At 67.8% G+C, this 21,530-nt stretch carries 17 protein-coding genes and 1 pseudogene; 15 read left to right on the top strand and 3 right to left on the bottom strand.

Annotation, left to right across the window (positions count from 1 at the left end; translation table 11 throughout):
• Positions 1–43 precede the first annotated feature (43 nt).
• A complete protein-coding gene (locus G4D85_RS45970) occupies positions 44–7,789 on the top strand; it encodes an amino acid adenylation domain-containing protein (protein ID WP_164021030.1) in 7,746 nt (2,581 codons plus the stop codon).
• 178 nt (positions 7,790–7,967) lie between these two features.
• Positions 7,968–10,172, top strand: a complete 2,205-nt coding sequence (locus G4D85_RS45965) for a PKD domain-containing protein (protein ID WP_420821756.1) — start codon at positions 7,968–7,970, stop codon at positions 10,170–10,172.
• Positions 10,173–10,257: 85 nt separating this feature from the next.
• On the opposite strand, the gene G4D85_RS50955 is transcribed toward G4D85_RS45965, so the two are convergent.
• Positions 10,258–10,857 (bottom strand): tyrosine-type recombinase/integrase, encoded by a 600-nt coding sequence (locus G4D85_RS50955; protein ID WP_420821755.1) that lies wholly within the window; start codon positions 10,855–10,857, stop codon positions 10,258–10,260.
• Positions 10,858–10,941: 84 nt separating this feature from the next.
• Between G4D85_RS50955 and G4D85_RS45955 the strand changes: the two genes are divergently transcribed.
• The 4 genes from G4D85_RS45955 to G4D85_RS45940 all read left to right on the top strand — a co-directional run bounded on the left by G4D85_RS45955 (position 10,942) and on the right by G4D85_RS45940 (position 13,998).
• Positions 10,942–11,550: a DUF6310 domain-containing protein gene (locus tag G4D85_RS45955; protein ID WP_338052951.1), complete on the top strand. Its 609-nt coding sequence runs from the start codon at positions 10,942–10,944 to the stop codon at positions 11,548–11,550.
• A gap of 1 nt (position 11,551) precedes the next feature.
• The gene (locus tag G4D85_RS45950; protein ID WP_164021092.1) at positions 11,552–12,310 is read left to right on the top strand and encodes a DUF5953 family protein; all 759 of its coding nucleotides are present in this window, start codon (positions 11,552–11,554) and stop codon (positions 12,308–12,310) included.
• Positions 12,311–12,429: 119 nt separating this feature from the next.
• Complete coding sequence (locus G4D85_RS45945; RefSeq protein ID WP_164021023.1) at positions 12,430–13,257, top strand: hypothetical protein; 828 nt, start codon at positions 12,430–12,432, stop codon at positions 13,255–13,257.
• 246 nt (positions 13,258–13,503) lie between these two features.
• The gene (locus tag G4D85_RS45940; RefSeq protein WP_164021021.1) at positions 13,504–13,998 is read left to right on the top strand and encodes a VOC family protein; all 495 of its coding nucleotides are present in this window, start codon (positions 13,504–13,506) and stop codon (positions 13,996–13,998) included.
• Between the two features lie 98 nt (positions 13,999–14,096).
• Here the strand turns inward: G4D85_RS45940 and G4D85_RS45930 are convergent, their stop codons facing one another.
• Positions 14,097–14,594: a hypothetical protein gene (locus G4D85_RS45930; RefSeq protein ID WP_164021019.1), complete on the bottom strand. Its 498-nt coding sequence runs from the start codon at positions 14,592–14,594 to the stop codon at positions 14,097–14,099.
• Positions 14,595–14,834: 240 nt separating this feature from the next.
• On the opposite strand from G4D85_RS45930, the gene G4D85_RS45925 reads away from it, so the two are divergent.
• The gene (locus G4D85_RS45925) at positions 14,835–15,383 is read left to right on the top strand and encodes an RNA polymerase sigma factor (protein ID WP_164021017.1); all 549 of its coding nucleotides are present in this window, start codon (positions 14,835–14,837) and stop codon (positions 15,381–15,383) included.
• Positions 15,380–16,195 carry a hypothetical protein gene (locus G4D85_RS45920; RefSeq protein WP_164021015.1) on the top strand — a complete coding sequence of 272 codons (816 nt, stop codon included), beginning with the start codon at positions 15,380–15,382 and terminating at the stop codon, positions 16,193–16,195. Before G4D85_RS45925 ends, G4D85_RS45920 begins: the two co-directional genes overlap by 4 nt.
• A gap of 279 nt (positions 16,196–16,474) precedes the next feature.
• Here the strand turns inward: G4D85_RS45920 and G4D85_RS45915 are convergent, their stop codons facing one another.
• Complete coding sequence (locus G4D85_RS45915; protein WP_164021013.1) at positions 16,475–16,909, bottom strand: DUF6209 family protein; 435 nt, start codon at positions 16,907–16,909, stop codon at positions 16,475–16,477.
• 202 nt (positions 16,910–17,111) lie between these two features.
• On the opposite strand from G4D85_RS45915, the gene G4D85_RS45910 reads away from it, so the two are divergent.
• The 7 genes and pseudogenes from G4D85_RS45910 to G4D85_RS45890 all read left to right on the top strand — a co-directional run bounded on the left by G4D85_RS45910 (position 17,112) and on the right by G4D85_RS45890 (position 21,199).
• A complete protein-coding gene (locus tag G4D85_RS45910; protein WP_164021011.1) occupies positions 17,112–17,663 on the top strand; it encodes a hypothetical protein in 552 nt (183 codons plus the stop codon).
• Positions 17,664–17,990: 327 nt separating this feature from the next.
• Complete coding sequence (locus tag G4D85_RS45905; RefSeq protein WP_164021009.1) at positions 17,991–18,722, top strand: M57 family metalloprotease; 732 nt, start codon at positions 17,991–17,993, stop codon at positions 18,720–18,722.
• Between the two features lie 223 nt (positions 18,723–18,945).
• On the top strand, positions 18,946–19,821 hold the full coding sequence (locus G4D85_RS45900) for a hypothetical protein (RefSeq protein ID WP_164021007.1): 876 nt from the start codon (positions 18,946–18,948) through the stop codon (positions 19,819–19,821).
• A gap of 257 nt (positions 19,822–20,078) precedes the next feature.
• Positions 20,079–20,162, top strand: coding sequence for a hypothetical protein (locus G4D85_RS50140; protein ID WP_240359915.1), 84 nt, complete (start codon positions 20,079–20,081; stop codon positions 20,160–20,162).
• Positions 20,159–20,385: pseudogene (locus G4D85_RS50135) on the top strand (DUF5953 family protein); the annotation flags it as partial. The gene G4D85_RS50140 and the pseudogene G4D85_RS50135, both read left to right, overlap by 4 nt.
• A gap of 95 nt (positions 20,386–20,480) precedes the next feature.
• The gene (locus G4D85_RS45895) at positions 20,481–20,741 is read left to right on the top strand and encodes a hypothetical protein (protein ID WP_164021005.1); all 261 of its coding nucleotides are present in this window, start codon (positions 20,481–20,483) and stop codon (positions 20,739–20,741) included.
• Positions 20,742–20,842: 101 nt separating this feature from the next.
• Positions 20,843–21,199, top strand: coding sequence for a GatB/YqeY domain-containing protein (locus G4D85_RS45890; RefSeq protein ID WP_164021003.1), 357 nt, complete (start codon positions 20,843–20,845; stop codon positions 21,197–21,199).
• The last annotated feature ends 331 nt before the right edge of the window (positions 21,200–21,530 follow it).

The raw sequence follows: 21,530 nt of genomic DNA, 5'->3' as shown, positions 1-21,530 counted from the left end.
CAGTCCCTTCGGAGACGGGGAGCGGCTCTACCGCACGGGCGACATGGTGAAGTGGAGAGCGGATGGGGCGCTGGAGTTCCTCGGCCGGCGCGACGGGCAGGTGAAGGTGCGGGGCTACCGCATCGAGTTGGGCGAGGTGGAGACTGCGCTCGCGACTCATCCGGGCATCAGCGAGTCCGTCGTAGTGGTGCGGGAGGACGGCGCGGAAGGCAAGCGGCTGGTGGCCTACGTGACGGAGAAGGAAGCCGCGAAGGTGGATGACGGTCACCTGCGCACGCACCTCGCTCAGCGGCTGCCGGAGTACATGCTGCCGTCGGCGTACGTCGTGCTGGACACGCTGCCGCTGACGCCCAATGGCAAGGTGGACCGCAACGCGCTGCCCGCGCCGGACAAGGCGGGCACGAAGGGGGAGCAATTCGTAGCACCCCGCACGGAGACCGAGCAGAAGCTGGCGGCCATCTTCGCCGAGGTGCTGAACGTCGAGCGAGTCGGTCTGCACGCTGACTTCTTCGAGCTGGGCGGGCACTCGTTGCTGGCGACGCAGCTGGTCTCCCGGGTACGCGAGGCCTTCCAGGTGGAGCTGCCACTGCGGGACGTCTTCGAGTCCTCCACGGTGGAGACCCTGGCGCTGCGACTGGGTGGATCGCTTGAGGCGGGTGCCCAGGTGAAGGCTCCCCCCTTGCGCCGCGTGGCTCGCGACCGTGCTCTGCCTCTCTCGTTCGCGCAGCAGCGCCTGTGGTTCCTGGACCAACTGGAGCCAGGCAGTTCCTTCTACAATGTCCCCGTTGCGGTGAGGCTGACGGGGACGCTCGACCTCAGAGCCTTGGAGCGGAGCTTCGAGGAACTCGAGCGTCGTCACGAACCGCTGCGCACGACCTTCCGCGCGGAGAGTGGGTTGCCCGTGCAGGTCATCGCGCACGAGGCCCGGGCCCGGTTTGAACTGGTGGACCTGAGCCATCTGCCCGAGTCCACGCACGCCGACGAAGCGAAACGACTGGCGGAGCAGGAGGCCCGCCGGCCATTCAATCTGGAGCAGGGCCCGCTGCTGAGGACGACGCTGCTGAAGCTGTCGGAGCAGGAGCACGTGCTGGTGCTGGTGATGCACCACATCGTCTCGGACGGCTGGTCGATGGGCATCCTCGTGCGCGAGGTGGTGGCGCTGTACGAGGCATACGCGCAGGGGAACGAGGTTGCCTTGCCGGCCCTGGCGGTGCAGTACGCGGACTACGCGGTGTGGCAGCGCGAGTGGCTGAAGGACGAGGTGCTGGAAGGGCAGCTGGACTACTGGAGGAAGCAACTGGAGGGAGCGCCGAGGGCACTGGATCTGCCGACAGACAAGCCGCGTCCCGCGGTGCAGAGCTTCCGAGGAGACACCCGGGCCTTCCGGTGGACCAAGGAGCTTGGGGCCAAGGTGAGGGCGTTGGCGCAGCAGCAGGGCGCGACGCCTTTCATGGTGCTGCTGGCGGCGTTCCAGACGGTGCTGTCGCGCTACTCGGGGCAGGAGGACGTGTGCGTGGGCACGGCCATCGCCAACCGCACGAGAGCGGAGACGGAGGGGCTGATTGGCTTCTTCGTCAACACGCTGGTGCTGAGGACGAAGCTCTCGTCCGGGCAGAGCTTCCGAGAGCTGCTGGGGCAGGTGAAGGAAGTGACGTTGGGTGCGTACGCGCACCAGGAGGTGCCCTTCGAGAGGCTGGTGGAGGAACTGCAGCCGGAGAGGGACTTGAGCCGGGGCCCGCTCTTCCAGGTGATGTTCGTCTTGCAGAACGCACCGGGAGCAGCGGTAAGCCTGCCGGGGCTGAAGCTGGAAGTAGCGGAGTCGTCGGGCCGGACGTCCAAGTTCGACCTGACGCTGGGAATGACGGAGACGGAAGAAGGCCTCTCCGGGGGAGTGGAGTTCAACAGCGACCTGTTCGAGCCGGCGACGGTGGAGCGGTTGCTGGGGCACCTGAGGGTGCTGCTGGAGTCAGCAGTGGCGAGGCCGGAGCAGCGGCTGGCGAACCTGCCACTGATGGACGCCGAGGAGCAGCGGCAGCTGGTCGGCGAGTGGAGCGGGAAGTGCGTGGACTACCCGCGAGAGAAGTCGCTCGCGGAGTTGTTCGAAGCGCAGGTGGTGAAGACGCCGGACGCAGTGGCGGTGGAGTACGAGGGCGAGCGGCTGACGTACGCGGAGCTGAACGGCCGAGCCAACCAACTGGCGCACCACCTGAGGGCCATGGGAGTGGGGCCCGAGGTGAGGGTGGGGCTGTGCGTGGAGCGCTCGCTGGAGTTGGTGGTGAGCGTGCTGGGCATCCTCAAGGCGGGAGGCGTGTACGTGCCGCTGGATGCCAGCTATCCGCTGGAGCGGCTTGCTTGGATGCAACGCGAGGCAGGAGTCACCGTGCTGGTGGCCCAGGAGCACCTCTCGCGGGCCGTACGACTGTCCGAGGACGGGCCCGTCGTGCACATCGACACCGACTGGCAGGCACTCATCTCTCGCCAGCCGGAGAGCAACCTGGTTCCCACCGTGGGAGGGGCAAACCTGGCGTACGTGATGTTCACGTCGGGGAGCACGGGTCGGCCCAAGGGAGTGGGAGCGCCGCAGCGCGCGGTGACGAGGCTGGTGCTGGGAGCGGAGTACGCGCACTTCGGGCCGGAGGAGGTGTGGCTGCAGCTGGCGCCCATCTCCTTCGACGCGTCGACGTTCGAGATATGGGGCGCACTGCTGCACGGGGCGAAGCTGGTGGTGTACCCGGCGGGCCCGGTGTCGCTGGAGGAATTGGGGAGGGCGCTGGGGGAGTACGGCATCACCAGCCTCTGGGCGACGACGGCCCTCTTCGAGCAGATGCAGCAGCGGCAGCCCGAGGCGATGGCGCGGGTGAGGCAGGTGCTGGCCGGCGGCGAAGTCATGAACGTGGCGCGCGCCTGGGAGAGGCTCGAGGCCGGAGGCACGTTCGTCCATGCGTATGGCCCGACGGAGAACACCACCTTCTCCACCTGCCACCGGATGGAGGCGCCAGAGGAGCTGGGCACGACGGTGTCCATTGGGCGGGCGATAGAGAACTCGACGACGTACGTGCTGGACGGGGAGCTGAGGCCGGTGCCGGTGGGAGTGCCGGGCGAGCTGTACGTAGGAGGAGAGGGCCTTGCACGTGGGTACGTGGGCCGGCCGGAGCTGACGGCGGAGCGCTTCGTGCCCAACCCCTTCGGAGACGGAGAGCGGCTGTACCGCACGGGAGACGTGGTGAGGTGGAGGGGGAACGGGACGCTGGACTTCGTGGGCCGGCGCGACGGACAGGTGAAGGTGCGCGGCTTCCGGGTGGAGGTGGGCGAGGTGGAGGCGGCGCTGTCGACGCACGCGGGAGTCGACGCGGCGGTGGTGGTGACGAGAGGAGAGGGCGCGGAGGGCAAGCGGCTGGTGGCGTACGTGACGGCGAAGGAGGGGGCGTCGCTGGAGGCCGCCAGCCTGCGCGCGCACCTGAAGCAGCGGTTGCCGGAGTACATGGTGCCGTCGGTGTACGTGGTGTTGGACACGCTGCCGCTGACGCCTGCTGGCAAGGTGGACCGCAAGGCCCTGCCGGAGCCGGAAGCGCAGGCCTCCAATCCAGAGAGCTACGAGGCCCCCCGCACGCAGGTGGAGCAGGTCCTGGCCGGGCTGTGGTCGGAGGTCCTGCGCCACGACAGGGTGAGCGTGCACGACGACTTCTTCGCGCTGGGTGGGCACTCACTGCTGGCCACGCAGCTCGTGTCGCGCATCCGTGCGTCCTTCCAGGTCGAGCTGCCGCTGCGCGAGCTGTTCGAGTCCCCCACGATTGCCCAGCTCGCACAACGGATAGCGCGCGCACGGGTCCACACGGCAGGAACACACGCTCCGCCCTTGACGCGTGCGGCCCGCGATAGCGCACTGCCGCTATCCTTCGCACAGCAGCGCCTGTGGTTCCTGGAGCAGCTTGCGCCGGGGAACACCGTCTACAACGTGCCCTCTGCTGTGCGGCTGACCGGAAGCCTGGACGTGAGCGCACTCCAGCGCGCGTTCGACGACCTGGTGCGCCGCCACGAATCGCTGCGCACGGTCTTCCAGGTCGTCAACGGCGAGCCCGTGCAGGTCATCACCACGAGAGGACCTGACCCGCTCCACACGGTGGACCTCAGCAGCCTCCCAGAAACCGTGCGCGATACGGAAGCACGGCGGAGGGCACTGGACGAATCCCAGCGCCCCTTCAACCTGGAGCAAGGTCCCCTGTTGCGCACGACGGTGCTGAAGCTCTCCGCGCAGGAGCACGTGCTCGTGCTGGTGATGCACCACATCATCTCCGATGGCTGGTCCATGGGACTGCTGGTGCACGAGATCGCGCAGCTCTATTCGGCATTCTCTCAGGGCCGCCCATCACCGCTGCCGGAGCTGCCGCTCCAGTACGCGGACTACGCGGTCTGGCAGCGCGAGTGGCTGCGCGGCGAAGCGCTGGACGTGCAGCTCGGCTACTGGAAACAGCAGCTCGCGGGAGCCCCGAGACTGCTGGAGCTGCCCACGGACCTGCCTCGGCCCGCGGTGCAGTCGCTGGAGGGAGGCATCGCTCCATTCTCGCTCGGCCGCCCGCTGACCGAGGCCGTGAAGAACCTCGGCCAGCGCGAGGGCGTGACGCCGTTCATGGTGGTACTGGCCGCGTTCCAGGCCGTGCTTGCGCGCTACTCGGGGCAAGACGATGTGTGCGTGGGATCGCCCATCGCAGGCAGGACGCGGGCGGAGACCGAGGGCCTCATCGGCTTCTTCGTCAATACGCTCGTGCTGCGGACGCGGCTGGACGGCAATCCCTCCTTCCGCGAGCTGCTGGCGCGGGTTCGCGAGGTGACGCTCGGGGCCTACGCGCACCAGGACGTACCGTTCGAGAAGCTCGTGGAGGAGCTGCGTCCCGAGCGCAGCCTGAGCCACTCGCCCCTGTTCCAGGTGATGCTCACCCTCGACAGCACGCCCAGGGCGGTGGGCCAGCACCTGCCGGACCTGATGCTCCAATCGGTGGAGCTGGAGCACCGCGTGGCCCGGTTCGACCTCACCCTCGGTCTCGTGGACGGGGAGGACGGGCTCTCCGGTGGACTGGAGTACAGCACCGCGCTGTTCGAGCCCGCGACGGTGGAACGCCTGCTGGGCCACCTGAAGGCCATGCTCGAAGGCGCGCTCTCCAGGCCGGAGCAGTCGGTCTTCACGGTACCCCTGCTGCCCGCCGCTGAGCAGCAACGTCTGCTGGTCGAGTGGAACGACACCGGATCGACGAGCCCCGTGGACGCCTGCATCCACACGCTCTTCGAGCAGCAGGTGGCGGCCACTCCGGACGCGGTGGCGGTACTCGCGGGTGACGTGGCGCTGACGTACGGCGAGCTCGACCTGCGGGCCAACCGGATGGCGCACCACCTGCGCGGCCTGGGCGTGGGGCCCGAGGTGCGAGTGGGCCTGTGCGTGGAGCGCACCGCGGAGCTGGTGGTGGCGGTGCTGGGCATCCTCAAGGCCGGCGGCGCGTACGTGCCGTTGGACCCGGCGTACCCGCGCCAGCGGCTCGCCTTCATGCTGGAGGACTCGAAGCCTCGGGTCCTGGTGGGGCATCGCCAGTTGCTGGACTCGCTGCCGCTGGTGGACGCGGCCCGGGTGGTGATCGACGACGTGCCCCTCCTGGAGGCCGAGTGCGCGGCTGCCCCCGCCAGCGACGTCGCACCGGGTCACCTGGCCTACGTGCTGTTCACGTCGGGCAGCACGGGCCGGCCCAAGGGCGTCGCGCTGGAGCACCGGAGCACGGTGGCCTTCCTGCGCTGGACGGCGCGCACCTTCCCGGCGGAGGCGCTGGCCGGCGTGCTCGCGTCCACGTCGCTCAACTTCGACCTGTCCGTCTTCGAGCTGTTCGCCCCGCTCACGCGAGGGGGTGCCGTCATCATGGCGGGGAATGCGCTCGATCTTCCGTCGCTGCCGGCGGCAGGACGCGTCACGCTCATCAACACCGTTCCCTCGGCGATGGCGGAGCTGGTGCGCGCGAAGGCCCTCCCTGCCTCGGTGCGGACGGTGAACCTCGCGGGCGAGCCCCTGGCCAACGCGCTGGTGCAGGCCATCCACCAGGCCGCGCCCGGCGTCGAGCGAGTGCTCAACCTGTATGGCCCCACCGAGGACACGACGTACTCGACGTGGGCGCTCGCGCCCCGGGATGCGCGGCGGGAGCCGACGCTCGGCGGGCCGCTCGACGGGACGCGGGCGTACGTGCTCGATGCCTTCGGCCAGCCCGTGCCCACGGGGGTAGCGGGCGAGCTGTACCTCGGAGGCGCCGGCCTGGCGCGCGGCTACGTGGACAGGCCCGAGCTGACCGCGGAGCGCTTCGTGCCGGACCCGTTCAGCCAGGAGCCCGGCGCGAGGCTCTACCGCACGGGAGACCGCGTGCGGTGGCTGGCGGAAGGGGCGTTGCAGTACCTCGGCCGAATCGACCAGCAGGTGAAGGTGCGTGGCTTCCGCATCGAGCTGGGAGAAGTCGAGGCGGTGCTGCGCCAGCAGCCGGAGGTGCGCGACGCGGTGGTGCTGGCGCGTGAGGACGGGGCTGGAGACCGACGGCTGGTGGCCTGGCTCGTGGCCCGTCCGGGTGCGACGCCAGACAAGACGGAGCTGCGGCGCTTCGTGAAGGAGCGCCTGCCAGACTTCATGGTGCCCTCGACCTTCGTGCTGCTGGATGAGCTGCCACTCACGCCCAATGGGAAGGTGGACCGCCAGGCGCTCCGGACGCCGGAACCGCGCACGGAGTCGGCGCGGGTCCATGTGGCCCCGCGCGATGACCTGGAGCTGCGGCTCGCCCGCATCTGGGAGGAGCTGCTGGGCATCACCCCCATCGGCGTCCACTCGGACTTCTTCGAGCTGGGTGGGCACTCGCTGCTGGCCATGCGGATGATGTCGCTCATCCGCGAGCGGTTGGGCCGGAGCCTTCCGGTGGTGTCCCTCTTCCAGTCGAGCACGCTGGCGGACCTCGCCGCGAGGCTGCGCGAGGCACCGGGGCATTCATCTCCCGTGGTGCCGCTCAACACCGGGGGCTCGCGCCGCCCGTTCTTCTGTGTCCACCCCGTCAGCGGCAACGTCCTGCCCTATCTGGAGCTGGCGCGCGCGCTCGGCCCGGACCAGCCGTTCCACGCGCTTCAGGCTCCTGGCCTCGAGGATGCACAGGCCCCGCTGGAGACGGTGGAGGCACTGGCGGCGTGCTACGTGGAGGCCCTCCGCGGCGTCCAGCCCTCGGGCCCCTATCGACTGGGAGGCTGGTCCCTGGGTGGTCAGGTGGCGTTCGAGATGGCTCGCCAGCTGGAGCAGCAGGGGGAGCGCGTGGAGCAGCTCGTCCTCATCGACTCGTATGCCTTCGACCAGCGTCCGCCGGAGGGGGTAGGGGAGTCGTGGGTCTCAGCCCGGTTCGTGGAGTTCACGGCCCGGCTCCTCGGCCTGCCCCTACCGGAGCAGGAAGCAGAGTCGCTCCCCTGCGGAGATGCGTTGCTGTACCGGCTGCTGGACGCGGGCCGGAGCGCGGGAGTCCTGGCCCGCGGAGTGGGCATCGAGCAGCTCCGCACCCTGTACCGCGTCTTCGAGAGCAACCTCCGCGCCCTCTTGCGGTACGAGCCGGGAACGTATGGAGGCCGCGTCACCCTGGTGCGAGCGAGCGAGACCCGGGTGCCCACGGGCGAGGACGGTGGCTGGGCAAGCCTCGCGGCCGGTGGAGTGGAGGTGTACGAACTGTCCGGAGATCACCACTCCATCCTCAGGGCACCCGCGGTGGAGGCGCTCGCGAGGACGCTTCAGGAGTGAAGAGGAGCAACCCGCTTCACGGTGGGCTCCCGGGTGGCATCGAAGCGGGGGCCCGCGAAGTTCTGTGTATGAATTGAACCGGTCGGCGTCTCTCCGCGTGCGCGGGCCGCTCGTTCGAGCCCCGCGCAGTGACTTCGTGGGCGGCCTTCGGGCCGCCCGTTGCCACAGGGGGCGCTTCATGAACCGAACCACGCATGTCCGTAGCTATTTGCTCCTGGCTTTGTTGGGAGCCTCCTTCATCTGTGCCTGCGGAGGAGGGTCCACTCCTCCGCCTCCAGTTCCGCCGCCGGAGGACTGCAAGGCGTCGCAGGCGCCTCCCGTTGCCCATGCGGGAGACAACCAGACGGTCCTCCCGGGCGCGCTCGTCATGCTCGACGGGTCGGCGTCCACCGCACGTGGCTACCGCTGGACGCTGTCCACGGTTCCCGCTGGCAGCCAGGCGGTGCTCTCGGATGCGACCCTGGACAAGCCTGGCTTCACAGCGGACGTCCCGGGCCTCTATGTCGCCACGCTGCTCGTCGCGGACGCGTGCCAGGAGAGCCGTCCGGACTCCGTCATCGTGACGGCCGAGACACCCGCTCCGCCTCCGCCGCCCGAGAACCTGCGGCCGGTGGCCCGTCCAGGCTCCTCCCAGGAGGTGGTGGTGGGCACGGCTGTCGAGCTCGACGGCAGCGCGAGCACCGACCCGGAGGGGCAGGCGCTCACCTGGTCTTGGACCGTTGTGTACTCCCCGTCCGGCAGCACCGCGACGCTCTCACAGCAGGACTCCGCGAAGCCTTCCCTCAGCCCCGATGTGGAAGGGGCCTACATCCTCCGACTGGTGGTCAGCGACGGGAAGCTCCAGTCCGAGCCCGTGCTGCTCACGCTCTCCGCGAGGAACGCCGCACCCACCGCGCGCCCGGGCGCGTCGCGCACCGTGCTCAGCCGCAGGCCGGTGACGCTCGACGGCAGTGCGAGCACGGCCGTGACAGGGGAGCCGCTCACCTTCACCTGGTCGTTGGTCTCGGCTCCTCCGGGCAGCACCGCCGAGCTTCGGGACGATACCGCAGTGAGGCCCACCTTCACTCCTGACCTGGAGGGCGACTACGTCGTCGAGCTCGTCGTCAGCGATAGCAAGCGCCCCTCCACGCCTGTGACTGTCACCGTGACAGCCGAGAACCGTGCGCCCGTGGCCGACGCCGGAGCCGACCGCACGGTGGTCGTGGGCTCGACCGCGACCCTGCAGGGGAATGGGACTGACGAGAATGGCGACACCGTCACCTTCGTCTGGACGCTCACCCGCATGCCCACGGGCAGTACCGCCACGTTGCGGCAGGCCAACACGCAGGCGCCCGCGCTCACGATGGATCGCGAAGGAAGCTACGAGCTGTCGCTCGTCGTGGCGGATGGCCGGGACGCGAGCCCCGCGGACACGGTGGTCCTCACGGCCCAGCCGCCCTTCGTCCACGGGCTCAGCCACCGTGCCATCGACGCCGAGTACAGCAAGGCGCTCGACCGGGTGGTGATGGTCTCCACCAACCCTGATGCCCTCTACCTCTACGACCCGGCCACACAGCTGGAGACTTCGGTCGCGCTGCCCGCGGCTCCCACCTCTGTCAGCGTGGGACCGGATGGGCTGTTCGCGGCGGTGGGCCATGACGCGAACATCTCCTACGTCGACCTCTCCACGCCAAGGCTCGTGAAGACGGTGGCGGTCACCACCCATGTCTTCGATGTCGTCCTCGCGGGGAATGGCTTCGTGTATGCCTTTCCGAGCGCGGACCAGTGGGTGGATATCCACTGCGTCAACATTGCCACCGGAGTGGAGACGCTGGGCGGCTGGCTTCGCGCCGGCACCCGAGGAGTGCTGCATCCCAGCGGGACGGCCATGTATGGGGCCAACAATGGGCTGTCGCCGGACGACATCGAGAAGTTTGACATCACCCGGGGCACCGCGCAGCGGAGCTACGACTCGCCCTACCATGGCGACTATTACATGTGCGGGAACCTGTGGATCTCCGAGGACGGAGCCCGCATCTTCACCGCCTGCGGCAACACCTTCCGGTCCTCCAGCGTCAGGTCCGAGGACATGACCTACGCGGGCGCGCTCCCCGGGGCGGGGTACATCCGCCACCTGACCCACTCGACCGCGGCCAACCGCATCGCCCTGGTCCAGGGGAGCTATTGGGAGCCGACGTTGGGCAGGGAGGTGCGTCTCTACATGCCTGACTTCCTCGGCTTCGATCAGAGCGTTCCGCTGCCCCGCTTCAAGGTCAACGGCACCGATTTCGACAGCTACGGCCGCTTCGTCTTCTACTCCGCGGCGGGTGACAGGCTCATCGTGGTGGTGCAGGCCGACCCGGACTCTGGACTGCTGAACGACTTCGGCATCGTCACCTTCTGACCCGGAGCTGGCTGAAACGCTCTCTCCGGAAGCCTCAGGCGGCGGCGGCTTCGATTCCCGCCGCCTCCACATTTTCAGGCCGTGATCACGGCTGGTTAGCAGCACCTTCCAGCCGTGTTGCGTCTATGTCGCGTGCCGGCGCAAAGGGCGCGTCGAGCACCGCGACAGCCTGCCGACGGGTCTCGGGGCTCAGGTGGGCGTAGCGCATTCTCATTTCGATGGTCGCGTGCCCCATCAGCTCCTGAATCACCTTCAACGGAACCCCCTTCATAGCGGGGGTCTGGCTCGCATCCTGATCACGCAGCCCATGGCCCACTCCCCCGTCGTCAAACCGACCCTCAGCCCTCGCACTGCGCAGGATCAGATCCAGACCCCTTCCAAGTATCCCCGCTATTCGCGGCTGCTGGCATACTCCACATACGGCCAGCCTTGACCCGCAGCTCGCTGGCTCGACTGAAAGGACGTGTCCATGCGACTCCGCGCCTGCGCCGCGCTTCTGCTGTTCCTCTCGGCGTGCGCTACGTCGGCACCGAGCCCAACCGAGAGCGCGTCCCGGAACCCGAGGATCGCCAATCTCGAGCGAGCGGCGACGCTGCCGTGGACAGATGGGGGAAGGTGCGTCGTCCGTGAGGCTTCCCAGCCTTGGCCGGTGCTGGCCGAGCGGTGCTTTGCAGTCCTCGACCATGATCGGATCCGGTTCAACGACCGGACGGGACGATGTGCCGTTGCCTCGACGGGCGCGGCTGCCTTGGGAATCGGCCTCTGTGTCTTGGCTGCTCCCGAGATCGTTGTAGGCACGGTGATTATTCTTGGCGTAGTGGTGGTGGGAGTCGTTATCAAAGAAGCGCTAGATGCGTATGAGTTGAGAGGGAGCAGCACGGAAGAGGTAGAACCCGCTCCCCAAACGAAGCCCGCCCCGCAGGAACCGTCAGCGAATCGAAAGACCAAGCCGGAGCCATCAGGGCAGGACTGGTTCCCCCCGGTGCCAACTGAGCCACTGGAGCGAGAGCGCCGCCCAGAGTGTCGGCCCGTCCCGGTGCGACATTTGGGCGGCAACGATCCACACAACGAATGCGCTGACAAGATTCCCAACAACAGCTTCCCTGGCTGGGATGTGCTCGTCAATGGGAAGAACTTCGACGGAATGGTGCTCACCACTCGCACGCTGTGGGATGTCAAGACGGATGACTTTGAAAAACAGCCGCCTCGCTCTCAAAGGTTTTTTGTCAGGATGAAGCTGCCGGGGCTGAGGCTCGAAGCCAAGCTCGCCAGGGAATGCAGGTACGACTTCATCATTGGAGTGCGAAGCGCCGCGCATGAAGCTGTGCTGTTCGATGAAGACCCCACTCTCAAAGTCGTCGTCATGGATTGGTGTTGAAATGACGGCCGCTCAAAGAACCCTCCTCATTATCGTCCACGCGCCTGCGCTCAAGGACCATGACGACCGCCCGACCGCAGTTGTCCATGCAATGGAACGTACGCTGCCCGGCTTGCGCCTAGGGTGGACGATGTCGGAAAAGGGAGACATTAGCGCATTGCCTCGACGCGACGAGTGGGTCGCGGCCAACACGACAAACGGAGGGTTTCCGTTCCTCTGCAACGATGATGATAACCACCTCGTGACGGTTGCCGGACTGGAAAACCCAAGCGGTCTTGCCGCAGGAACTCCGCCGCATCTTGAAGTCCATGCGGACCTGCCACTAGACGCAGCCGGCATCGCGGGGGCTGTCGATGTGCTTGCCGGTTTATCGGAGGGCGCTCGCGCGATATGGGGGCATGCGACGCCGAGCGGCTATGGTGGGATCGTGGCGCAACAATTCCGCCACCCCAGCGATGAGCCGCACGTTCCACCCTATGGGCTGCCGTCGCTCAAGCTCCCATGGGACAGGTCCATGCCTGAGATTCCGCACTTTCTCGGGTGGCTGAACTACTGGTCTGCCGATGCCGCACAGGCCATCGGGTTCCCGGACCTGGCTCGGGACGCGGACCTGCTTTCACGGTCGCGGCGCACGTCATCGGGCGGGTGGGTCGTGCAGCTCACGGACGCGCCGCTCGACCTGGACAACCCCGCCCACCTGGACGCGCTCCTTCGGGCCTATGAGCGCTTCCCGGAGATCGGCGGTCGCGCAGCACCTTGACCCCCCGTGCCGTGGTGCGGGGCCAGCTCCCAGCTGTAGGGAAGGGGGGCGCTGCGCGGGCGCGGGCGATCGGCAAAGAGGCCGGACAGGGCGGCCAAGGTCTAGTCTAATGGCCTCCCATGTCTTTGCTGCCACTGTCCGACCCACCTCCCGAGAGCAACCGCGCAGCCTTCGCAGATGTGCCGTCCGACGACCTCAAGCGGGCGCGTGCCCTGCTCGCGAGCGCCCCGAGAGCGCCGCGCGTGCCCTCGAAGGAAGCCCGGCGTCTGGTGCTCGCCTTCGCGGGCCCCCAGCGTGTCGCGCTCTACACCAGCCTCTTCGCCCTGCTCGCCGGTGGGCTCGTCTGTGCCTTCTTCCAGTCCCATCGCGCCGCGGGGGACCTGCTGCTGGACCTGCACTCCTTGGAAGTCCCCGGCGTCGTCGACTCGGTCGAGGTGGGGATGCGCAAGCGCAGGCCCCGTCCGCCCGTGTACTGCGCGCGCTTCCACTCGGAGGACGGCGCGCTGGTGGGGCGCAGCTGCGAGCCGGGCGGTAGCTTTCAGCCGGGCCAGCGCGTGGTCCTCGAGTGGCGCGGAGGCCAGGCCCGTATCCGTGGCACCACCCTCACCCCCATGGGGCGCCTGGGAGGGCTGGCGCTGTTGTTCCCCCTCGCGGGCGCCGTGGGCCTGTTGCTCGTCGTGCGGACCAACCACCGTGAGTCACGCGCGGCCCGCGTGGGCATCCCGATTCTCGCGCGGGTGACGTACTTCGGCGACGGAAAGCCCGTGAGCAAAAAGGGGCCGCCGCCCACGGAGCTGCGCTGGAGCTTCATCGCGCGCGGCGAGCGGTATGAGGGCCGTCTCTCCCTGGACAGCGCGTCCGAGTTCGACTTCCTCCCCAGCCGCGACGTCATCGTCGTGCTCTACGACCCGGCGGCTCCGGGCATCAACACCGTCTACGTGCCCTAGCGTGTTCCGGGCGGCGCAACCCGCCCCCCGCCCTTGTTGCCGGGCTTTCCAATGCTGATGCGTCTGTGTTTGATTCTCGGCAGCGGGCCCCGCCGCCTCCAGGGCCAAACACGGCGCCGCCCGGCCTACGGATTGTTCGTTAGTCATCTCCCATTCATCGCCGGACGCCTGTTCGCGGCCGTACATGGACTGGGTGATGCCATGGTTCTGCGCTGGCGCACCATCTGACCCATCGAGGAGGAATCCATGAGCAATAAGCTGGTCACCTGCCTGTGGTTCGACAAAGGCGAAGCCCGCAAGGCCGCCGAATTCTACGCGTCCATCTTCCCCGACAGCCGTGTCGGGGCTGTGAATAAAGCCGTGTCCGACTTTCCGGGCGGCCAGCAGGGCGAGGAGCTGACGGTCGAGTTCACCGTCCTCGGCCGGCCCTTCATTGGCCTCAATGGCGGGCCCAACTTCAAGCCGAACGAGTCTGTCAGCTTCATGGTCATGACCGAAGGCCAGGAGGAAACCGACCGCTATTGGGACGCAATTACCCGGAACGGTGGAAAAGAGAGCGACTGCGGCTGGTGCAAGGACAAATGGGGCTTTTCCTGGCAGATCACGCCGAGGCGTCTGACGGACCTGATGAGCGAAGGCGGTGAGCGGGCCAGGCGCGCGTTCGAGGCGATGATGACGATGAGGAAGATCGACGTCGCGAAGATCGAGGCGGCCGTCAAAGGGGAAGGCGTCGGTGCGTAAGCTCACAGGCGCCGTCTTCCAGTCGCTGGACGGCGTCATGCAGGCGCCGGGCGGGCCCGAGGAGGACCCGACCGGCGGCTTCACGCTCGGCAGGCGGCCTACCGGGAAATCTCGCGGTAGCAGCCGCGAAGCTCGCCCTTGCGTTCGGCCCCGCCGCAGTAGGGCTGCGCCCTGAGGTCGCGCAGCACGAAGGAGTACGTCTCGCCGTCACTGCTCTGGAGCAGCTTCCCGGTGAGGGACTCGGTCTCGCAGTTGCCCGCGGTGATGCCGTCATCCGGCAGGTGGACGAGGCCCCGCGCCTCCACCGTACCTCCACGCACCAGGGTCTTCTCGAACTCGAGGCGCACGCGCACCTCCTGCCTGGCGTCGAGCCGCAGCTCCATGGAGCCCGGCTCCCCGGTGCTGAAGCAACAGTTCCCGAAGACATAGCCCTGGGACTGCTTCTGGAGGTTCACCTCCTGCCCTGCGAGGGTTCCCTCGAGGACGAGCACCCCTTCCTCCGTGCACTCCGGGTAGTCCTCCGGAGAGGGGTTCTCGTCATCCCCGCCACAGGCGGGGAGGGCCAGACACGCCAGCACCAGCATCGTCGTGCGCATGGGCGGATCCTACCATGGCGTGCCTACCCGTTCGCGCCGTGGGGCCTCTGCTTCGCGGCACCAGAACGACGTCTGGAGTTGGCCGCGTTGGGACGCGCCGGGCGTCCCTTCCCTACGGCCCTGTCAAGTCGCTCCGCGACATGTCCCACGGAAGGTTGCTCGCGCGTCTCGACCTCCGGGCCTCTCCACCCCGCTGGAGAAGAATGCCAGGCGATGTCGGGGGCTACGTGAGGACGGGCTGTGAGCGAACCGGAAGACGAGGTCGCGCGGACCGAGGGCTACTACCGTCGCTACGGTGAGGCCGTGCACCGGCGCTGCCGGCGGCTGCTCGGAGACGACGCGCTGGCATGGGACATGACGCAGGAGGTCTTCCTGCGCGCCCACGCGCACCTGGAGCAGGTGCGGAGCGCCAGCTCACCGCTGTCGTGGCTGTTGACGGTAGCGGACCGCCAGTGCTTCTCGGTGCTGCGCCGCCGCCGCACCGAGGCGGCCAGTGCAATGACGCTGCGCGCCCCGATTCCGGGCCTCCGCACCGCTCCGGATGATGCGCTGGAGCGCCTGCTGGTGGACGCCGACATGGTGCGCCATGTGCTCGCCCACTGTCCGGAGGACGTCCAGCGCATCGTCGCGCACCGCTTCCTGGACGAGCTGGAACAGGAGCAGATTGCCGCCCTGCTCGACGTCTCGCGCAAGACGGTGCAGCGCAAGCTCCAGGCCTTCTTGGATACCGCGCGGAGGCTTCTGGATGTGCCCGGCGCCGTTCCGCGGAAAGGAGTCGCTCCCGCATGAGCCCCCGTTCTCTTCCCCGCTTCCCGGGCGTGCCGGACCTGCTCATCGAGCGCTACCTGTGCGGGGAGCTGTCCTCGAAAGAGGCACTCCGCGTAGAGGAAGCAGCACGCGCCTCTCCCGAGCTCGCCGCGCACCTCGCGCGCCGCCGTGCCGAACAGGGTGCATTCGCCACCGTCCGCCCCTTCGGCCCGGTGGGTGCTCGCATCGAGGCCCAGCGGTCCGATGAAGGCAGGCGGGCGACGGACGCTCCCCGAGGGCTGGTGGGCGGACTGATGGCGGACCTGCGATGGGCGCTTCCCGCGCTCGGACTGTGCGCGCTGGTGGCCGTCATCGCCGTGCGCGAGCCTGCCTCCACGAGCGGGGACGACAGGGTGCGCGTGCGCGGCGGGCTGACCGCGCGGGTGCTCGTCAAGCGTGGAGACACCGTCTTCGAGCAACGGCCCGGAGTGGTGCTGCGTCCGGGTGACCGCGTGCGACTGGAGGTGGAGGACGTGGAGGGCGGGACGCTGTACGTGGTGGGGCTCAGTGACCACGGGCACGCCATGCCGCTGCACGGCTTCGAGCAGACCGGCGGCGCGGTGACGATGGAGCCCGGACGACTCTTGCTGCCGGGCAGCCTGGAGCTCGATGCCGCACCCGAGCGCGAGGCGCTGGTCGTGGTGCTCGCCGCGAAGGCGGAGGACGCGCCTTCGCCAGAGGCGGTGCTCGACTGGGCGCGGGAGGCGGCCCGGAGCACGGACTTCCCGCCCCATCCTGTCCCGCTGCCCGGAACCCGCTACTCGCTGCGAGAGCTTCCCAAGGAGCTGCCGTGACAACGGGCCTGAAGCTCCTGGCTGCCTCCGGTTCGCGGCGACTCCTGCGACAGCTTCGCCTGGAGGCCAGCCTTGCCCGAGTAGTCCGGCGTCAGGCCCGGAGCGGGCTGATGCACAAGCAAGCAGCCTGATTACGACCAACCTGGTGTCTCAACAACCCGGTGCGGTACAGGATCCAATCCGTCTGTGCGGCTTCGATTCCCGCCGCCTCCACATTCAGGAGCCCAGCGTTTCCAGTGGAAGCGCGGACTCCACCATCCGCGCTTCCGGGCCTTCACGTCACTGCACGTTGAAATGGAAGTTGTTGCCGAAGCTCGAGTCCCACGCCTGGCAGCCCCAGCGGCTGGTGTTCACGAACCAGATGGCCAGGTCGCCACGCGTGTTGAGCGGAATGGAGGGCGGGGGCGGGAAGGGCGTGGGGTAGCCGCCGGCCACCCAGAAGCTCTGCACCGGGCCACCGTTGAAGCTGTATTGGCCGTAGATGGACCACCCAGGCGTGGTGGCGGTGATGTTGCCGCGGCACTGGGTCAGCCGGTCTGCGCTGTAGTTGATGGTAACCGTCTGTCCAAAGGGCAGCGGGTTGGACGACGCGACTACATTCCAGCCCTGTGACGGCGACTGGAAGGTGATGCTCGGCGTGGACTGCGAGGAAGCCACTGTGCCGACGAGCAGCGCGGCGGTGGCGACGAACCAGCGGAAAGAATGTTTCAGCAAGGCGAAGCTCCTGGGTGAGGGGCACTGCATTGACGATACGGAGGCACCTGGAGTCTTCCACACCCTCGTCCATCCGCTCTTCAAGCCCAGCGCAATGGCTGACCGCTTCTCCACCTTCGACTGCCTCGCCGTCCAGGTGGACGCGCAACGCCTGACGCGGAGGGCCGACTTTGGGTCATGGGAACTCGGGTAGAATGCCCCAATGCTCACCCTCGGAATCACCATCGGTGTCGTGCTGCTGCTCAAGTGGATGATGAGCGCCCTCCGAGACTCCGCGGTGGAGGCAGCAGGCTCGGACTGGGAGGGATTCGCCCGCCGCCATGAACTGCACGCCAATGGCGCCTTCCTCCATGGCACCTATAAGGGCTATTCGCTGGTGGTCGACACCGTGGAGCGCAAGGTCGGACGGCAGACCGTTCTCCGCGCGGTGCTGCACCTGATGGTGCCCTCGATGCCCATCGGCATCGAGCTGAAGCGCGGCGGGCTCTTCGACGGCGTGGTGAACCCGGTGCGCACCACCCCCGCCTTCGACACCCTGATGAAACATCCCCGCATCGCGCAGAGCTTCGAGAAGGCATCGGGCTCCTACTCCGACTTCTACATCGAGAAGGGCTTCCTCCACGCGGAGCGCGGCGGTCTCCCGGAGACGGCGGCGGAGCTGGCCGCCTTCATCGCCCCGGCGCTGGAGCTGGCCATTGCCCTGGATGAGGTCATCCGGTCGGGCGGCGCCCAGGAGCAGCGCGCGGCACCGTAGCCGGAAGCCACGCTCCCGACACAATACCGCCAGCATCGCAAACATTCACATCCGAGCTTGGCAGCGGGCGCGTCAATTCCAGCCACCTGGACAACTCCCACCCGGGCGAGAATCTGTAGCTGTCTATTCATCTCGGGCTCAGGCTCACATGCACGCCGGGTTCAAGAGGCATTAGACTTCGCCAGGGCTGTTGCTTCGACTCTCGAGTGGAGCCATCGCAATCCAGCCTTGAACGCCTGCCAGGAGATGCAGATGGCCACTAGAGTGACCGCATTGGCGTGGGTCTGCAGTGCGTGGATGTTCGGTTGCAGTGCCGAGCCAGCAAGAGTGGACGACACCCAGGAGACCCTCAGCAACCTCCGGGAGGCAGGATTCCCGGCCAGCGAAATCCTGGTCGTCGATGGTGTCGTCTACGTCGGAGGTGACGCCGCGGTGAGCCTCCAGGCGTCGCGGGAAATGCTCGCGGTGGGTGGCGACAGCCAGGAGCAGTACCGCACCACCAACCTGGTATCCGCCGCGAACTCGACGATCGTCATCAGGGCGGCACCGTCCACCCCTCTGACGATCCTGACCGGGCTCGTTGAAGCGGTGGCCAACTACAAGGATCTGCCAATCACCCTCGACCCGTTTCCCGATCCCTGCATGCATGCTCCCGATTGTCCGCCCACGACTCCCTTCGTGGTCATCGATCTGGTGATCAACCCGGTCCTTCCCGGGGGAGCTAGCGCGACCAGCAGTTTCCCTTCGGGTGGCAAGCCGGGCTCCAGGATTGCCCTCGGCCCTGGAGTCGCGCAGCTCCCTGCCAACACGATCAAACACCTCATCACTCACGAAATCGGCCACGCTATCGGGCTTCGCCACTCGGACTTCTTCAACCGCGCGATCAGTTGTGGCGGCACCGCGACCAATGAAGGCACGGCCGGCGTGGGTGCCATCCACATCGCGGGAACGCCGACCGGCGCATCGGCCGGTGGCTCGCTCATGAACACCTGCATCCCCACGGGCACGGCAGGTGAGTTCTCCGCGAGCGACATCACAGCGTTGGAGACCCTGTACTGACCAAGGCACTCCACGGAGGAGAAGCCCGAGGCGTCGGCGTAGTCGCCACTCCAAGCCTCTCCGCCTGAGTTGTCGGCCTTCGCTGATGCCATGAGCGCCGTGGAACGCACGTCGTTCAAGGCAGAGCTGCTGGCGAGCCAGGAGGGGACGTGCGAAGAGGGCAGGCGACCCGGCGGGCTCTCGGTGGATGGCACCGGGCCATGGACTTGGGTGGGAGCGTGCCATGTCGATTCCAGGAGCGATCGCTGTGTACACGTCGGGCTCGGGTGTCCCCGAGCACGTCTCCAAGCGGCCCTGGCGAGGGGTCTACCATTACTGGGATGGCTCCCCGTCGGGCCTCGGGCAACACCTCATGGAGCGCGTGCAGCGCGAGAAGGGCGATATGCAGGCCGTGGTGCGCCAGCTCATCGATGATGCCCCCTGGGGCTGGTCCAACTGCATGGAGAAACCCCAGAAGACGGCGGGCGAACGCCACACGGAGGATGACCCCGGCCCACGGGTCGCGCCGGAAGAGACGGGGCTCGTGGCCTACGTCTACGTCTTCGACCTGGAGGCGCGTCGGATGGACGCATTCTCGACGTACGTCGGCGACGACGGCAAACGGATCGGCTCCGTGGTTTTTTCGCCCACGGGCACGCCCGATCTGCCGGCGCTCGATCTCTTGCCCGAAGAGGCTGTCACAGAGCCGCTCCTGCCCGGAGAGGAACTTTCACCCCAGGCGCTGAAGGACTGCCTCGACGGCCTGCCAGCGCTCGAAGCAGGCTCCAGCTTCATCCACTGGGTGGACACCTGGCAGGGTCCGGACAACTCTCTCGCGATCAAGCTCAGGAGGGTCACCTTTGAAGAGGAAGAACTCTCCGGCGTGGAGGAGTTCGACTGGAATGCCGTGCCACACTCCGCACGACTGGAACCGGATCGCGTCCGGCACTTCCTCGAGGCGCTCGCCGAGGTGGTGAGCGAGGATTCGAGGCTGCTCGATGCTTGCTGGATTGCCTCGCAGGACTCCCTGCGCCGTTCCGGGGCAAGGCAGCGTGCGAGCTTTGCGAGAATCCTGAGGGCGCACGTGGCCCGCGACGTCGGAGCCGCTGGAGAGTCGTAACACGCCTCGCTACCATGCCCCTCAGGAGGGGAGCCGATGAACGATGGACTGGTGCTTTGGCGCGTGGAGGGCCGCTTCCCGCGAGCTGCCCCTCCTCAGTGGCGCCGCAACCACGCCGCGAGCGGTTGCCACGCCAGCGTCGGTGCATCCGCCGCGTACAAGAGGTCACCGTGGCCGAAGTCCTCGGCGACTCGCTCCGGACCGAATCGGCGGACGACGAGCGCCGTGACATCATCCGATGACACCTGCTCATTGGCGTGAGCACCCAAGCGCACAAAGACGCGCTGCTCGCTGTTGAACCCTCCCTCAAGATCGTCGTCACGGGATGCAAACGGGCGTAGCGGAGGGCGCACGCGCGTTCTGGGGGCGTGCGACGCCATACGACGCTGCGGTGGACATCGCGTATCAGACAGCACCCACGCTGGAAGGGCCGCCGTCCCCACGCCGGGGGCTGCCTGCCCAGCTCATGGACGCACAGCTCGATCTCGCAACCCCGCCCACCTGGACGCGCTCAAGCGGGCCTACGAGCGGTTCCCGGAGATCGGCGGTCGCTCAGCGCCTTGACCCCTCCGTGCCGTGGCTCGGGGCGAGCTTCCCAGTCGTAGGAAGGGGGGCACTGCGCGAGCGCAGGCGGTGGTAGCGCGCCGTCTCGGGAGGTCATGCACCATCTGTTCTTCCCGACGGAGATCTCGAAGGGCACGCTTATCGTTGACGGCGTGGCGCGCACGGTCGACAAGGCGGCGCTCCAGGTCGGCGACTCGCGGATTCGGATTGTCGACGTGGGCGAGCGCTCGATCATCGTTCAAGCCGTGGAGGATCTCCGGCCGGTGTGGTCCGCATCGAACGCGGCCACCAGCTTCCGCTGCCCGACCTTGTCGAACTCAAGCTGCTTCGGGGTACACTCTGTTTTCACCGCGTAGCTCCTGTCGGTAGATGGAAAGCCTTGAGAACTCTCCACTTATCGGTCGGTCGCTACGCGGTGTTCCCTCTACCCGTGATCAATCCGGGCTAGGGTGCGCCCATGCGAACCGTGAATGAGTGGAAGGCGGCGCTGCGCACCTCGCTGAAGGAGGCGATGCGGGCGCGGAGTGCCCAGGCCGCGGCGGTGCTTCGCGAGACGCTCGCGGCCATCGACAACGCGGAGGCGGCCGACCTGAGCGTGGCACCCGCGGCCGTCGATGGCGCTTTCGCGGGAAGCGCCGGTGGGCTGGGGAGTGGGGAAGTGGCCCGCCTGGCCCTGACACCGGAGGCCGTTCAAGCCGTCATCGACCGCGAGATTCAGGAGCGGCGGGACGCGGTGGCCCTCTACGAGAAGCTCGGCAAGCAGGACGAGGCGAACGCCGTGAAGGCCCAGGTGGACGTGCTCCTCGCGGTCTGAGCGTGCGTCCCCGCGCGCGCAATCGGGAAGACTGGAGAGCGGCCCACGTATAAGGCGGGATAGAGGCCCTGTTGAGGGTGAGGAGTGGAGCGGAGGGGCAGAGGAGGGCGGCTGACGGGGCCTCTCGAGCGGTGCTCCCGGCCGGTGGACAGACCGCTTGAACCCCCTTGGGATACACGCCTGCTCAGAAACCCAGCAATCTCAGACTCGACTTTCGCCCTTTTGGGCCGGGAGGCCCAAGCAGGGGGGCGAGGGTAGAAAGGGCTGAGGGTAGGAAAAGAGCGGCCATCGAGGCCAGCTGAGAGAGGTGTCCGGCAAGACACGCCTCCTC

The organism is Pyxidicoccus trucidator (assembly GCF_010894435.1).
Taxonomy (GTDB): domain Bacteria; phylum Myxococcota; class Myxococcia; order Myxococcales; family Myxococcaceae; genus Myxococcus; species Myxococcus trucidator.
This window is presented reverse-complemented; position numbering and strand designations above follow the sequence as displayed.

Excerpts from the sequence above, each read along its gene's own strand:
- G4D85_RS45970 (WP_164021030.1), top strand. The coding sequence starts at position 44 with ATGGTGAAGTGGAGAGCGGATGGGGCGCTGGAGTTCCTCGGCCGGCGC.
- G4D85_RS45965 (WP_420821756.1), top strand. The coding sequence starts at position 7,968 with ATGAACCGAACCACGCATGTCCGTAGCTATTTGCTCCTGGCTTTGTTG.
- G4D85_RS50955 (WP_420821755.1), bottom strand. The coding sequence starts at position 10,857 with ATGGTCGAGGACTGCAAAGCACCGCTCGGCCAGCACCGGCCAAGGCTG.
- G4D85_RS45950 (WP_164021092.1), top strand. The coding sequence starts at position 11,552 with ATGACGGCCGCTCAAAGAACCCTCCTCATTATCGTCCACGCGCCTGCG.
- G4D85_RS45945 (WP_164021023.1), top strand. The coding sequence starts at position 12,430 with ATGTCTTTGCTGCCACTGTCCGACCCACCTCCCGAGAGCAACCGCGCA.
- G4D85_RS45940 (WP_164021021.1), top strand. The coding sequence starts at position 13,504 with ATGAGCAATAAGCTGGTCACCTGCCTGTGGTTCGACAAAGGCGAAGCC.
- G4D85_RS45930 (WP_164021019.1), bottom strand. The coding sequence starts at position 14,594 with ATGCGCACGACGATGCTGGTGCTGGCGTGTCTGGCCCTCCCCGCCTGT.
- G4D85_RS45920 (WP_164021015.1), top strand. The coding sequence starts at position 15,380 with ATGAGCCCCCGTTCTCTTCCCCGCTTCCCGGGCGTGCCGGACCTGCTC.
- G4D85_RS45910 (WP_164021011.1), top strand. The coding sequence starts at position 17,112 with ATGCTCACCCTCGGAATCACCATCGGTGTCGTGCTGCTGCTCAAGTGG.
- G4D85_RS45900 (WP_164021007.1), top strand. The coding sequence starts at position 18,946 with ATGTCGATTCCAGGAGCGATCGCTGTGTACACGTCGGGCTCGGGTGTC.
- G4D85_RS45895 (WP_164021005.1), top strand. The coding sequence starts at position 20,481 with ATGCACCATCTGTTCTTCCCGACGGAGATCTCGAAGGGCACGCTTATC.
- G4D85_RS45890 (WP_164021003.1), top strand. The coding sequence starts at position 20,843 with ATGCGAACCGTGAATGAGTGGAAGGCGGCGCTGCGCACCTCGCTGAAG.